The 14,695-nt window shown below is 36.8% G+C and carries 11 protein-coding genes and 1 tRNA gene; 10 read left to right on the forward strand and 2 right to left on the reverse strand.

Going from position 1 to position 14,695, the window contains the following annotated elements:
• Window positions 1-11: 11 nt before the first annotated feature.
• From HHT355_RS02070 to HHT355_RS02095, 6 genes are all read left to right on the forward strand, one after another.
• Window positions 12-722: a lysoplasmalogenase family protein gene (locus HHT355_RS02070; RefSeq protein WP_103201793.1), complete on the forward strand. Its 711-nt coding sequence runs from the start codon at window positions 12-14 to the stop codon at window positions 720-722.
• Window positions 723-917: 195 nt separating this feature from the next.
• Window positions 918-1,820, forward strand: coding sequence for a DUF5688 family protein (locus HHT355_RS02075; RefSeq protein ID WP_103201794.1), 903 nt, complete (start codon window positions 918-920; stop codon window positions 1,818-1,820).
• Window positions 1,821-2,241: 421 nt separating this feature from the next.
• Complete coding sequence (nifJ, locus tag HHT355_RS02080; RefSeq protein ID WP_103201795.1) at window positions 2,242-5,787, forward strand: pyruvate:ferredoxin (flavodoxin) oxidoreductase; 3,546 nt, start codon at window positions 2,242-2,244, stop codon at window positions 5,785-5,787.
• Between the two features lie 218 nt (window positions 5,788-6,005).
• Window positions 6,006-6,977, forward strand: coding sequence for a D-2-hydroxyacid dehydrogenase (locus HHT355_RS02085; RefSeq protein ID WP_103201796.1), 972 nt, complete (start codon window positions 6,006-6,008; stop codon window positions 6,975-6,977).
• Window positions 6,978-7,122: 145 nt separating this feature from the next.
• The gene (locus HHT355_RS02090; RefSeq protein ID WP_103201797.1) at window positions 7,123-7,878 is read left to right on the forward strand and encodes a DUF3221 domain-containing protein; all 756 of its coding nucleotides are present in this window, start codon (window positions 7,123-7,125) and stop codon (window positions 7,876-7,878) included.
• Window positions 7,879-7,887: 9 nt separating this feature from the next.
• On the forward strand, window positions 7,888-8,295 hold the full coding sequence (locus HHT355_RS02095) for an NUDIX hydrolase (protein WP_103201798.1): 408 nt from the start codon (window positions 7,888-7,890) through the stop codon (window positions 8,293-8,295).
• A 2-nt stretch (window positions 8,296-8,297) separates the two neighbouring features.
• Here the strand turns inward: HHT355_RS02095 and HHT355_RS02100 are convergent, their stop codons facing one another.
• The gene (locus HHT355_RS02100; RefSeq protein ID WP_103201799.1) at window positions 8,298-9,119 is read right to left on the reverse strand and encodes a 3'-5' exonuclease; all 822 of its coding nucleotides are present in this window, start codon (window positions 9,117-9,119) and stop codon (window positions 8,298-8,300) included.
• 399 nt (window positions 9,120-9,518) lie between these two features.
• Between HHT355_RS02100 and truA the strand changes: the two genes are divergently transcribed.
• Window positions 9,519-10,256 carry a tRNA pseudouridine(38-40) synthase TruA gene (gene truA / locus HHT355_RS02105; RefSeq protein WP_103201800.1) on the forward strand — a complete coding sequence of 246 codons (738 nt, stop codon included), beginning with the start codon at window positions 9,519-9,521 and terminating at the stop codon, window positions 10,254-10,256.
• 121 nt (window positions 10,257-10,377) lie between these two features.
• Here truA and HHT355_RS02110 read toward each other — a convergent pair.
• Window positions 10,378-10,450, reverse strand: a tRNA-Arg gene (locus HHT355_RS02110).
• 381 nt (window positions 10,451-10,831) lie between these two features.
• Here HHT355_RS02110 and HHT355_RS02115 point away from each other — a divergent pair.
• From HHT355_RS02115 to ligA, 3 genes are all read left to right on the forward strand, one after another.
• Complete coding sequence (locus HHT355_RS02115) at window positions 10,832-11,644, forward strand: hypothetical protein (protein WP_103201801.1); 813 nt, start codon at window positions 10,832-10,834, stop codon at window positions 11,642-11,644.
• 253 nt (window positions 11,645-11,897) lie between these two features.
• Window positions 11,898-12,626: a pseudouridine synthase gene (locus HHT355_RS02120; RefSeq protein ID WP_103201802.1), complete on the forward strand. Its 729-nt coding sequence runs from the start codon at window positions 11,898-11,900 to the stop codon at window positions 12,624-12,626.
• A 3-nt stretch (window positions 12,627-12,629) separates the two neighbouring features.
• Entirely contained in the window at window positions 12,630-14,630 is a 2,001-nt protein-coding gene (ligA, locus tag HHT355_RS02125; RefSeq protein WP_103201803.1) for an NAD-dependent DNA ligase LigA, read from the forward strand.
• Window positions 14,631-14,695: the final 65 nt, after the last annotated feature.

Here is a 14,695-nt window from a genome sequence, read left to right on the forward strand (position 1 = left end):
CGGTGGTCAGAATGAAAGAGCGGCGGCAATATAAATACCCGTTTATAATACTTCAGTTAATTTTGTATATTTCTTTCCTTTACCTGGATATTACGGGCGGAAATATTTTATTATCCAATTATATAAAGTTTACGGTAGTCGCCTTATGCTTTTTGTATGTCTTACTAATAAGAGCCAAAGACAATTCTAAAAAAACGCTGCTTTTTCTTCGGCTGGCTCTTTTTTTTACTTTAATATCCGATATGCTTATATTACTGTTAGACCTGTATTTTTATGGAGTTTTGACTTTTATAATAGCTCAACAGATGCACGGTATTCGCATATCACTTCTGGGAAAGAGAAACCATCTATTCAATGAATTGTTAAGAAGATTCTCATATCAAATCTTGTTCACTTTTGCTGTTTGCCTATTTTTATGGAAGCTTAACGTTTCAATAAACGCTCTTTTGACCGTAAGTATCTTTTACTTTATATGTATATTATCAAATACAATCAGAAGTTTACACCTGGCGGCAAATTTTCGTGAGAGAGGATTTATATATTTAGCTGCAGGCTTAGTTTTATTTTTGCTGTGTGATATAAACGTCGGATTATTTAATATGTCCGATTTTCTTTTGGTAGGTCCGGTCTACGGCAAAATATATCTTATTTCGTCAGTACTTATGTGGACATTTTATGCCCCTTCACAGATTTTGATAGCTTTAAGCGAGGATAAAATGTAGAATGAAGATATTCAGATATTAAAAATGTAAATAGATGTAAATATATGCTTGATTTTGGTAAATTTCTTTGTTATAATATGTCTACAAACAATTCATTATCTGCTAATGGCATGTTCGTTTTATCACATCAAACTATTTCTGGGAAAAAATCATCCGAAATCCAAGTGTTTGAAAATTAAATAAGGAGGTATATTTATGTTTAAGGCAGTAAAGGAAGAACTGCTGGATTATGAATCATTTGTTAGTTATATTAAAAATACTATTTCAAAGACCATGGGAAAAGATTATGATGTAGGGATTAATCATGATAATTTACCGGATACGGATATTCTGACAGTCCTTAAAGAAGGCAGAAATATCGCACCCAATATATGTTTAAATGCTTACTATGAATCATATATGGCCGGGACGCCCATGACAGAAATTTTAAAAAGGCTTTTAATGATATATAGACATTGCTCAATACCGGCAATTTACGATAACTATAATTATACTCTTGATACCATAAAATCTCATATATTCTTTCGTATTGTTAATTATAATAGAAATATGAAAATTCTAACACAGATTCCGCATATTAAATTTTTTGATATGGCCATTACTTTTTATTGCTTGGTACGCAGTTATGACGATAGTATCTGTATGGACAAAATAACAAACGAGCATTTAAGACGTTGGGGTACAACAGTTGATGAGTTGCAAAAACTGGCATATGACAATACCAGAAAACTTTTTCCACCGTCATTAAAAACCTTGGATGAAGTTTTGGATGAATATTCAAGCAACAACGATAAAGATGATGAAAGCAGGGACAACTGTCATTTGTACATACTTTCAAATGAAAAAGGTGTCTATGGAGCTTTCTATATACTTTATAAAGATATAATCCGAGATTTTGCACGTCTGATTAACTCAAATCTTTATATTTTACCCAGTAGTATTCATGAATTAATATTGATACCTGTAAAAAACAGTCCGGAAAAAGAGTATTTAAACCGGCTGATTATGGAGATAAATGAAACAATGATATCTGACGATGAGATTCTGTCGGATAAGGTATATATTTATTCCATTGAAAAGGACGAAATAACCGTTTAATTATGATATAGATAATTGAAATCTTATAAGCATAAAAGACTTAATTTATTGTTAAACGGTAAGTATAATTGCTGATGCCGTATAGGCTTCAGCAATTTTTAGGTTCGGTAATTTGTCAATAAAGACGAATCAGAGATTTTTATATGTTCAGTTTTGACAAAACTATTAAAAAAGGGAAATAAAGGAATTAGAGTTTTGTGACAGAAATATATTTTTTTTCAAATATTATCGACAAACATGTAATAAATATATATATTTTTCAATTATAGGAAATAATTTTATTTTTGTTAAAAATCCTACTTTAAATATTTTATTATTTTTTGTAATGTGATATAATAATGAATTGACGAATAAAAACAATAATTGAGTGCAATGCACAGCCTCAATTTTTGTTTGTATTAAATATAAGGAGGACATTTCAATGGCAAGGAAAATGAAGACAATGGATGGAAATACTGCAGCTGCCCATGTGTCATATGCATTCACTGAAGTTGCAGCTATCTATCCGATTACCCCTAGCTCTGTTATGGCCGAAGTGACTGACGTATGGTCAGCACAAGGAAGAAAGAATATTTTCGGGCAAGAGGTTAAAGTTGTTGAGATGCAGTCTGAAGCAGGTGCGGCAGGTACCGTTCACGGTTCATTGGCAGCCGGAGCATTAACCACTACCTTTACCGCATCACAGGGTTTATTATTGATGATACCTAATCTTTATAAAATCGCCGGTGAGTTGCTTCCGGGTGTATTTCATGTTTCTGCAAGGGCTGTAGCCAGCCATGCATTATCCATATTTGGTGATCATTCCGACGTATATGCATGCCGCCAGACCGGTGTTGCTATGCTTTGCAGCAGCAATCCTCAGGAAGTTATGGATCTGGGTGCGGTTGCACATATGTCCGCTATTAAAGGAAGAGTTCCTTTCCTGCATTTCTTTGACGGCTTCAGAACATCTCACGAAATTCAAAAGATTGAAGTATGGGATTATGAAGACCTTAAAGAAATGGTTGATATGGATGCTGTAGACGAATTCCGTCGCAGAGCATTAAATCCTGAACGTCCTGTACTTCGCGGTTCTGCTCAGAACCCTGATGTATTCTTCCAGGCAAGAGAAGCCTGCAATACATACTATCAGGCAGTTCCTGCAATTGTTGAAGAGTACATGAATAAGGTTAACGCCAAGATTGGCACAAATTATAAACTCTTTAATTACTATGGTGCAGAAGATGCTGAGCATGTTATCATTGCAATGGGTTCAGTAACCGATACCATTGAGGAAACCATTGATTACCTGACAGCTCAGGGACAAAAGGTAGGTCTTATAAAAGTTCGTTTATACAGACCTTTTAGTGCTGAACATCTTCTTGCTGCAATTCCTTCAACAGTTAAGAAGATTACCGTACTTGACAGAACAAAAGAGCCCGGTTCTATTGGAGAGCCTTTATACCTGGATGTTGTTACTGCTCTTAAGGGCTCAAAATTTGAAAATGTTCCCGTATTTAACGGACGTTACGGTCTGGGATCAAAGGATACAACTCCTGCTCAGATTATTGCTGTTTATAACAATACCGAGAAGAAGACATTCACAATCGGTATTAAGGACGATGTTACCAATCTGTCCCTTGACTATGAGAATATTTCCTACACATCACCTGAAGGGACAATCAGCTGCAAATTCTGGGGTCTTGGTTCTGACGGTACCGTTGGTGCCAACAAGAACACCATTAAAATTATCGGTGACCATACCGATATGTATGCCCAGGGTTATTTTGAATATGACTCCAAGAAATCCGGCGGCGTAACCATATCTCACTTAAGATTTGGTAAGAAACTTATTAAGTCTACATATTTAGTATCAAAGGCCGACTTTGTTGCATGCCATAACCCTTCATATGTAAGAAAATACAATATGGTTCAGGAACTTAAAGACGGCGGCACATTCTTGTTAAACTGCGGCTGGGATATGGAGGGACTTGAAAAACACCTTCCCGGTCAGGTTAAACGTTATCTTGCCGAGCATAATATTAAGTTCTATACCATAGACGGTATAAAAATCGGTAAAGAAATCGGTCTTGGCGGCCGCATAAATACAATTTTACAGGCAGCATTCTTCAAGCTGGCAAATATTATTCCTGTTGAAGATGCCGTAAAATACATGAAAGATGCTGCTACAGCTACTTACGGCAAGAAAGGTGAAGCAGTAGTAGCCATGAACCATGCCGCAATTGACCGCGGTATTACCGATGTTAAGGAAGTTAAGGTTCCTGAGCACTGGAAGAATGCCGTTGATGAAGAGCTTCATACCAAGGTTACGGAAGGCCGCAAAGATGTGGTAGATTTCGTAAACGATATTCTGATCCCTGTAAATGCTCAACGCGGTAATGAGCTTCCTGTTTCCAAGTTCGTAGAACGTGCAGACGGAACACTGCCTCAGGGTACTTCAGCATATGAAAAACGCGGTATAGCAGTAGATGTTCCTACCTGGATTCCTGAAAATTGTATCCAGTGTAACTTCTGTTCATACGTATGTCCTCATGCCGTAATCCGTCCTGTAGCTATGACCAAGGATGAAGCTGCAAATGCTCCCGAAGGCATGAAGAAGACCGCTATGACAGGTATGCCTGATATGGAATTTGCCATAACCGTATCCGTACTTGACTGTACCGGCTGCGGCTCCTGTGCTAACGTATGTCCGGGCAGAAAGGGCGAAAAGGCACTGGTTATGAAGCCGTTGGAAGAAAATCTGCATGAGCAGAAGAGCTTCGACTACGGATTCTCACTTCCTGCAAAACCTGAAGTTAACGAGAAATTCAAAGAAAATACGGTTAAAGGCAGCCAGTTTAAACAACCTCTCCTTGAGTTCTCAGGCGCTTGCGCAGGCTGCGGTGAAACTCCGTATGCTAAGCTGGTAACTCAGTTGTTCGGTGAGAGAATGTTTATTGCCAATGCAACCGGATGTTCTTCAATCTGGGGCGGCTCCATGCCTTCCACACCGTATACCGTTTCCAAGAACGGAAGAGGTCCTGTTTGGGCTAACTCCCTGTTCGAGGACAATGCAGAATACGGTTATGGTATGATGCTTGCTCAAAAGACTATAAGAGAAAGATTAAAAGGTAAAATAGAAGCTCTGCTTGCCAATACAGACAATGAAGAATTAAAGGCAGCAGCTCAAAGATACCTTGATACATACAATAACGGTAAAGAAAACTCCCAGGCTACATCTGCTCTTATCAGAGCTATGGAAGCTTGCGGATGCGAAGCTTGTCAGGAAATCTTAAAAGATAAAGAGTACCTGTCCAAGAAATCCCACTGGATATTCGGCGGTGACGGTTGGGCTTACGATATCGGATTTGGCGGACTGGATCATGTTCTGGCAAGCGGAGAAGATGTCAACATCCTGGTATTCGATACTGAAGTATATTCCAATACCGGCGGACAATCTTCAAAGGCTACTCCTACCGGCGCAATCGCTCAATTTGCTGCAGCAGGTAAGGAAGTAAGAAAGAAAGATCTGGCTCAGATAGCTATGAGCTACGGTTATGTATATGTGGCTCAGGTATCTATGGGTGCAGATTTCAATCAGACTCTTAAAGCATTTATCGAGGCTGAAAGCTACAACGGACCTTCATTGATTATCGCATATGCTCCTTGTATCAACCATGGTATCAAGGGCGGTATGGGTACTTCTCAGACAGTTGAAAAGAATGCCGTACTTTCAGGTTACTGGAATATCTTCCGCTACGATCCTCGCTTGATCGCAGAAGGCAAGAATCCGTTCATGCTGGATTGCAAGGCTCCTTCACAGAGCTATCAGGAATTCTTAAAGAACGAGGTACGCTTCAGTGCCCTTATGCGTCAGAATCCTGAAAGAGCAGAAGAGCTGTTTGCTGCAGCTGAAAAACAAGCCATGAATAAGTACGAGCATCTTAAAAAGCTTGAGGCTTTGTACTCCGTAAATCAGGGTGAATAATATTAAAAAATAATATTATAATACCTAATAGATAGAATAAAAGGCAGTTTCAGACAGTTGAAACTGCCTTTTATTATTCAGGTAATTCTTATACAAATTTTTAAGCCAATCAGAAAATGCCCCGAATATTAATTTATAATACATTGTTACAGATAATAATCCGTGATAAAATCTATTTATTGATACCCGGACCATAGACCAGAGAAAGGAAATGCAATATGACAGACAGACAAACAGAAATACTGATTATGACTGACCTTTACTTTAACATAAATGAAGAACAGATAAATCTGGTAAAAGATATAGCAAATAAGGCGGCAGTTACGGTTGTACCGAATAAAAATGCGACGGATGAAATGATCGCAAGAGCTGAAATTATATTCGGATCACCGAAACCTTCTAAGCTAATACTTGCTCAAAACTTGAAATGGCTTCAGTTACCCAGTGCCGGAGCTGACAGGTATGTCAATAAAAACTTATACTTTAATAGGAATGTGATTTTGACCAACAGCAGCGGTGTGTATGGAATTCCCATAGCCGAACACGTATTTGCTATGATTTTATCCTTTAACCGTAACCTGCCGGAGTATACCCTGCAAAAGAATGAAAAAAAATGGCATATAATATCCGAAACCAGGGAATTTTACGGTTCTACTCTGGGTGTAATCGGCCTTGGAGATATTGGCCATGAGGTGGCTAAAAGAGCAAAAGCATGGGGAGCAAAAGTACTTGCGGTAAAGAAAAATATTTCAAATAAACCGGATTATGTTGATGAACTTTATACTACCGAAAATTTAGATGAGGTGTTAAAGCAATCGGATTATATTGTTTTAACTCTGCCGTCTACGGAAAAAACCAGGGGGATTATATCGGAAGACAGACTAAAAATGATGAAACCCAATGCATTTTTGGTAAATGTAGGCCGAGGTGACTTAATAGATCAGGAAGCCTTGGTAAAGGCTCTAAATAATAATTGGATTGCGGGAGCCGGGCTGGATGTAATGACTCCCGAACCCTTACCGCAGGACAGCCCTTTATGGGAACTTTCAAATGTTTTAATAACCCAGCACAGCTCCGGTTTGTCAAAGGTAAATGACGTAAGACGGTTGAAAATATTTATTGAGAATTTGAAAAGATACTTAAATAACGAAAAACTGCTCAACACGGTAGATTTTAATGAGGGGTATTGATTTACTGATATTTATTACCCGATAAGTTTAAATACTTTTTGAAACGGTGTCAGGTTATATCTCGTCTAATAACCAGGAAAACATATTAATAACAATAGGATGTTTAAATATTTATAATATCCAGCTAAATAAAAGGAGGATTAATATGAGAAAAATAACATTTGTTATTTTCCTGGCAATTATGTTTGGCATCGTTTTAGGCGGGTGTTCAAAGAGTGCAACTTTAGATATTGATAAAGACGAAAGCGGTAATGAATATCAGATTTTTGAAGCGAATGTCATAGATTCGGGAGAAAGATTGCTGGTATATCCCGATGAAGAAAGTACGGAATTTAAGTCTGCCGATAAAATATCCGTAGGACTGTCTAAGGTCAAAGAAATGCCGGAGGCAGTTAAACCGGGTGACAGGATTAAAATATTCTATGACGGCATTATTGCAGAATCTTATCCTGCCCAAATAACCGCAGACAAAATTGAATCAATAGGACATAATCATATTATTGACGGGTTCTTTTTAATGATAGACGACATCTATAAAGAGGACCCAGGTTTAAATAGCAATATTACAATGATAGCTTTTGATTTCGGAAATACAGAACTTTTGTCAAAAGCCGAAATCGAAACTCTCTTGGCTATGGCAAAAAAGGAATATGGACTTGAAATTATTCAGGGGACATTTGATGAATTAGCCGAGCAGGGATTGATTGACAAGAAAAATCTGTATTTTGAAACCGGAGTTTTGATTGGACTTAAAGATATTGAAATTGACAGGGATAAAAATAAAATCACCTGTTCCATCGAAAAATGGCGAAGCGGACTGGGAGCAGTCGGATGGGAAGTTAATGCCGAAATGGACAACGGCAAGTGGAATATTGAGAGAGAGAATTATTGGATAAGCTGAGGTAATAAGATGGAGAGTTTCAATTGCATAATCGTTTTAAATAAGGAAAGAGACCGTGTATTGTTTTGCAAAAGAATGAACGATCCTTATAAAGGCCTTTATAATTTCGTAGGCGGCAAATTAGAAGAAGGGGAAGACTCCCTTCATGCCGCCTATCGCGAATTATATGAGGAAACCGGTATATCAAAAAATGATATAACATTGTATCCTTTTATGGACTATATTTGGCATTTTCAGCAAATAAGGATGGAAGTGTATGTCGGAGTACTTAAAAAAGAGGTAGAACTTCGTAGCGAAAAGCATCCTCTTTACTGGCTGGATATGTCTCATGATTTCTTTGATATGAATGTATTTGCCGGTGAGGGCAATATAGGCCATATGATTGAAATTCTTAAAATGACTAAAATTCCTGAGTAAAGTTAATCATTTGAATTATTATAATTATTATCCATTTCCCAAAACTGTCCGGTTTTGCCCATATGGTAGGCAAGCCGGATAATTTCTTTTTCTTCGTCTGTCATTTCTCTTTTAAACATTTTTTCAAACTGGGCAATTAATTTCGGAAAATTCAAAACCATCCTGGGTTGACTTTTCGGTTTTTCCTCCACGGATTTTTCTGTTGAAGGTAAATACAGATCCGGTTTTATTGTGGAATTAAATATCTTCCTAAAAATTTCTGCAGTATACATCGCATCATGCAGGGCATCATGGAAAGTGGAATTAATTTCAATACCCAAAGCTTCTGCGCAGTATTTTAAGTTAAGCGGCCTTTTCTTTGACTGTCCGAGATAAACCGAAGTATAGGGCTGAATGTTAATGTATTTTTTCGGTAATAAATTTTCATCAAGATTATGGTATTTTACATTCTTATAAAGAGTCTTAATGTCAATAATCCCCCATACGCATAGGATGTTTTCTTTATCTTCCATAAATTCTGTAAATTCATCATATACTTTTTCGAATGTCTCTTCCGTTTCAAGCCTTTCTAAAGTAATACCGGTAAGGTCGGTGATATGAGGAGTGATAGACCCATAAATAGTAGGTTTTACATAGCGGTTAAAAGTAGTTTCCGGTCGCAAATTCTCATCAAGCTTTACCGCACCGATTTGGATGATTTCATAAGGATACCTGATTTTTGGGGAAGGATTATTCAAATCGGAATCCGTTCTTTTTATAATTTCCGAATTAATTAACGAATCAGGGTCTTGATTGAATTCGAGGTCAATAACTATATATTTCATGGTATACCTGCTTTCTTTAGCAAATTGTGTCTAAAATAAAACGGTATAATTATTATAGTACATTGTATCATTTTATTGCGTTTTACGAAATAGTTTAATAGTTAATTATTACTAATATACAGTTAGTTCATTAAGCAGTTTTAAAACCTGTTCTTTATATGTATAATGATAAAAAGCAGATAATGTTGCCGAAAATTTGGATTTTACCGATCCAACAGCAACAGATATCATCAATGACTGGTCTTATAATCAATGATGATGTTACTGATACAATTCTTTTTATAGGTAAAGTCATCAGTATCAGAGAATAATTAAAGAGACTATTTAATCCTATATATTGGTATTGGAACATGAAGTGTGTTATAATTATCAGGCAAAATTTGTACAGGAGGATAAAATATGCCAAATTACAGGCTGACTATACAATATGACGGCGGACGCTATAAGGGCTGGCAAAAGCTTGGGAATGATGAAAATACCATACAGGGGAAATTGGAAAAGGTTATTACTCAGCTTGTAGGAAAGGATACAGAGATAACCGGATGCAGCAGGACCGATGCTGGTGTGCATGCTTTGCATCAGGTGGCAAATTTTAAGACCGACAAGTATTTTACTGAAAAAGAAATCAAGGATTACTTTATACGGTATTTACCTAAAGATATAAGCGTAACAAACGTGGAAATAGTTCATGACAGGTTTCATGCCCGTTATAATGCTAAATCAAAGACTTATTTATATAAGATTTGGAACAGGGAATATCCCAACCCATTCATGAGAAAGTACAGCATGCATGTGGAGAAAAAATTAAATCTGGAAGAGATGAGAAATGCTGGCAGGTTCTTTTTGGGTGAACACGATTTTACGGCATATTCCAATGCCAAATCCAAAAAGAAGTCAATGGTAAGAAAAATATTTTCCGTTGAAATTAATGAAGAGGACGGCTTTGTCAATATCCGTATATGCGGCGACGGATTTTTATATAACATGGTGCGAAAGATGGTCGGAACACTGATTGAAGTAGGATTAGGTTTAAAAAAGGCGGAAGATATACCAGCTATCATAGAATCCAAGGAAAGAAAAGAAACAGGTTTAATGGCTGAAGCCTGTGGATTATATTTGGAACAGATTGAATATTGAAAGTAAATTAGCTTTTAAAATTTGCCTAAACAGCCTGATTGGATATAGATATTAATTCTAAAAGCAATTTCATGATTATTTAACACAGCTATACGGCAGAAATTAAATCGCAAATAAAAAATGCACCTGACTGGATTCGAACCAGCGGCCTTTCGCTCCGGAGGCGAACGCTCTATCCACTGAGCCACAGGTGCATGTTTTAATGTTTAACCAAAAGTTATTTATATTGCTCATGGAGATTATACGCTTAGCATACATATATATTGTAACGCAAAAACAAGCTTAGTAAACTTAAATTTGTCTTGAGGTTATATCTCCATGACTGATATAATATATTCATTTGATCAATATTTATTGCCTGATTTAAGGAAAGACTTAACGTGAACATTATATACTAGAAAGAATATAATGTAAAGTTTTAAATCAATCAAAATTGTTACAAATATGTTAAATGTATTACATAAAAGTTAAATAAAGCTTGACTTTATGTAATCGTTTTGCTAAAATACCAGTAGCAATAAGTATATAAATAATTTATCGGGCTATAAAAATGACTTAGACTATGAGGAGAAGCCATGAAACTAAAATATAAGAAAATAATTTTGTTAACATCTTTAAGCACAATGGGTATTGGGTTGTTAACATTATCGATAAGTCAAAACGGTCCCAAAACTGAGGGACAATTAAATAATACGGCAAGAATTGAAGCCGATAATTTTGAAAATGAAAATCCTGATGAGGTAAGAATTAACGGTGAAATATCGGATAATAACAGCGAAACGATGACAATGGCTGCTATAGAAGGAACAGAAGAAGCCGGTATTTCTGCAATGTCAGCGCTTCTATCACCTTCTCCTACACCTACTCCGGTACCTGTATACCCCCTGGAAGAGGTTGAAGGTATGGATGAATTTATTGAAGAATTTTACGTTGCAAAAACAGCCTGCGACGTAGATAAACTTAAAACCCTTTATGCAGATCCCTCCAAGGTAGAAACAAGAGAGCAGCTTCAGTCAATGGTACAATATATTGAAGAATATAAAAATATAAAAACCTATACGAAGAAAAGTATAGAAGACGGAGCTTATATTGTATATGCATACCATGAAATAAAATTTTCAAGCATTAATACTTTGGCTCCCGGTCTGTCTAAGTTTTATGTAATAACCGATGCAAACGGTAATTTTAAAATAGCCAGTGAAATGGAGCCGGATGTTGAAGAATATTTCAATGCCAGAAATGATGATGAGGATGTTCTGGAATTAATAGATATGACTAATAAACGAAGTGAAGAAGCAAAAGCAAAAGACGAAGACCTGATGCTGTTTTGGAATGCTCTTGATGAGCTGGCAAAAAAAACTGATAATAATCAGGGACAGAGCAATTAAGTAAATTATATTAATTAATAATAAGCTGTTTCAAAATTTGAAGGGATAGTCTTCTTCCTTAAAAATTTTGAAACAGCTTTTTATATGGATAGTTTATTCATTAATTGAAGTAGACTAATAATATAAAATAATATATAATTACTTTCGAACCATATATAGGAAGTTAGTTATAGGAATTATAATTATTTTCATATATTTTAAAATACTCATATGCAAATCTGTTATATACTGATTATCGGAAAGAGCAGGTAATATGGACAGAAGCAAAATTGAATCCGAAGGAATTAGAATAAACAAATTTTTAAGCGATGCCGGAGTTTGTTCAAGAAGGGAAGCGGACAGGCTTATTGCCGAAGGTAAAGTAACGATTGACGGAAAGCCTGCAACGTTAGGCTCAAAAGTATATCCTAACAGTAAAGTCACCTTTTGCGGCAAACCGGTAGGTATTACGGAAAATAAGATTTTAATAGCCTTTAACAAACCTAGGGGCATTGTATGCACTACCGATTCGAGGGAGCCGAATAATATTGTAGATTACTTAAATTTTCCTATTAGAATTTATCCTGTCGGCAGGCTTGACAAAGACTCCGAAGGTTTGATACTACTTACAAATGACGGGAGTATAGTAAACGGGATATTGAGGTCCAGATATGGCCATGAAAAAGAATATATTGTTACGGTAAATAAGGAAATAACAAAGGAGTTTGTTACCAGCATGTCTGAAGGAGTTCCTATACTTAATACGGTAACAAAACCCTGCAAAGTTACAGTTATTAATAAAAACACATTTCGGATTATCCTTACTCAAGGCCTAAACAGACAGATAAGGCGAATGTGTGAATACCTGGGATATAGGGTAACAAAGCTGGTAAGAGTACGAATAATGAACATTACACTGGGAAATCTTAAGACAGGTGCCTGGAGATACGTAACCGGAGAAGAACTTAAAGAATTAAAACGCATAATAAAGAAAGGTGAATAAGCTATGTCTGACATTAAGAAAGAGATTGAAGAGTTAAGAAAACTTATAGAATATCATAATGACCGGTATTATAACCAGGATGATCCGGAGATATCGGACTTTGAATATGATCAATTGACTTTAAGACTTAGAAAACTGGAAGAAGAATACCCTGAGTATAAAAGTGCTGATTCACCGACACAGAAAGTAGGAGGAACTGCTAAAAGGGAAGCCGGGGTCTTGGTTAAACACAATGTTCCTATGCTTAGTTTGCAGGACGTTTTTTCAAAAGAAGAGGTATACAGTTTTGTTGATAGAATTTTAAAAGACAGGAAGGATACGGAATTTGTTGTAGAAAGAAAAATTGACGGTTTGTCGGTATCCTTAAGATACCAGGACGGAAAATTTGTTCAGGGAATAACAAGAGGTGACGGAATAAATTACGGTGAAGATGTTACAGAGAATATAAGAATGATAAAAGATGCAGTATTTACCTTGAAAGATCCCGTACCTTATCTGGAGGTCCGTGGAGAAGTTTACATGAAAACCGAAGACTTCGAAGCGGTAAATGAAAAACTGGAAGCTGAAGGAAAAAAGTTGTTTGCTAATCCGAGAAACTGTGCAGCAGGTACTTTAAGGCAACTGGACCCCCAGGTGGTAAAGGAGCGCAAGCTCTCTTTGTTTGTATTCAATGTCCAGGATGTTCGGGGAATTGAATTTGCAAATCATTCCGAAAGTTTGGAATGGCTAAAGAAGCAGGGATTTAAAGTTATAGAGGACTATAAGGTTTGCAAAACGGCGGATGAAGTATGGGAAGCTATTTGTCAAATCGGCGATTCCAGGGGGAAATTTGCCTATGAAATTGACGGTGCGGTTGTAAAGGTAAATAACCTGGCTGACAGGGAGTATTTCGGAGCTACTTCAAAAGTACCAAGATGGGCGGTAGCATACAAATATCCGCCCGAAGAGAAAGAAACAGTAGTTAAGGAAATCCGCCTTTCCGTAGGAAGGACAGGAAGAATAACGCCGACTGCTATCTTTGACCCGATCCGTTTGTGCGGAACTACTGTTGAAAGGGCAACCCTTCATAATCAGGACAGGATAGATGAACTTGATGTAAGAATAGGAGATACCATTATTGTAAGAAAAGCAGGCGAAATTATACCTGAGGTAGTTTCCGTAGTAAAAGAAAAACGTCCGGAAAATGCAGTACCTTTTAAAATACCCATGATATGCCCTTCCTGCGGCGGACCCGCAAGCAGAGAGGAAAATACTGCTGATATAAGGTGCAACAATTTAAATTGTCCGGCCCAGCTTACTCAGCGAATCCTTCATTTTGTAGGCAGGAACGCTATGGATATAAAAGGGTTTGGTGAAGCATATGTTGAAGCGCTTATCAGGGAAGGGTATGTTAAGGATATTGCAGATATTTACTATATTTATAAGTACAGAGATGAGATGATTGAAAAAGGCCTTATAGGCAAAGAAAAAAATACCGATAAGCTGCTTAAAGCTATTGAAGACAGCAAAAATAATTCAATAGACCGTCTTATTACGGGGCTTGGCATCAGAAATATCGGACCGCAGGCAGCGATTTCGCTTATGAACCATTTTAAATCAATCCATAAGCTTAAAGAGGCTACTTATGATGAACTGATAGCCGTAAAAGACATGGGTGATATAAGCGCTAAAGCTGTAATAGAATTTTTCGCCAATCCTGTAAATATAGATATTTTATCTAGGCTTGAGCAGGCCGGGGTGAATTTTGAAGCAGCAGATGATATGGCTGATACTGACGGCAAATTATCCGGCTTGACTTTTGTTATAACAGGAACCTTACCGTCTATGGGAAGAAGCCAGATGGAAGAGCAGATCAGAAAACACGGAGGAAAAGTTTCCGGCAGTGTATCCAAAAAGACGGATTATGTTATTGCCGGTGAAAATGCCGGAAGCAAATTAACAAAAGCACAAGAGCTGGGAGTAAAAGTTATTACGGAAGATGAATTTTTTAAATTGGTTGAATAAAGAATTTCCGTTATTATATGTACCTTTAAAATAGATATTATTGACGATTATTGGATCGAAAATTA

The sequence above is a fragment of the Herbinix hemicellulosilytica genome, assembly GCF_002904165.1.
GTDB classification, from domain to species: Bacteria; Bacillota; Clostridia; order Lachnospirales; family Lachnospiraceae; genus Mobilitalea; species Mobilitalea hemicellulosilytica.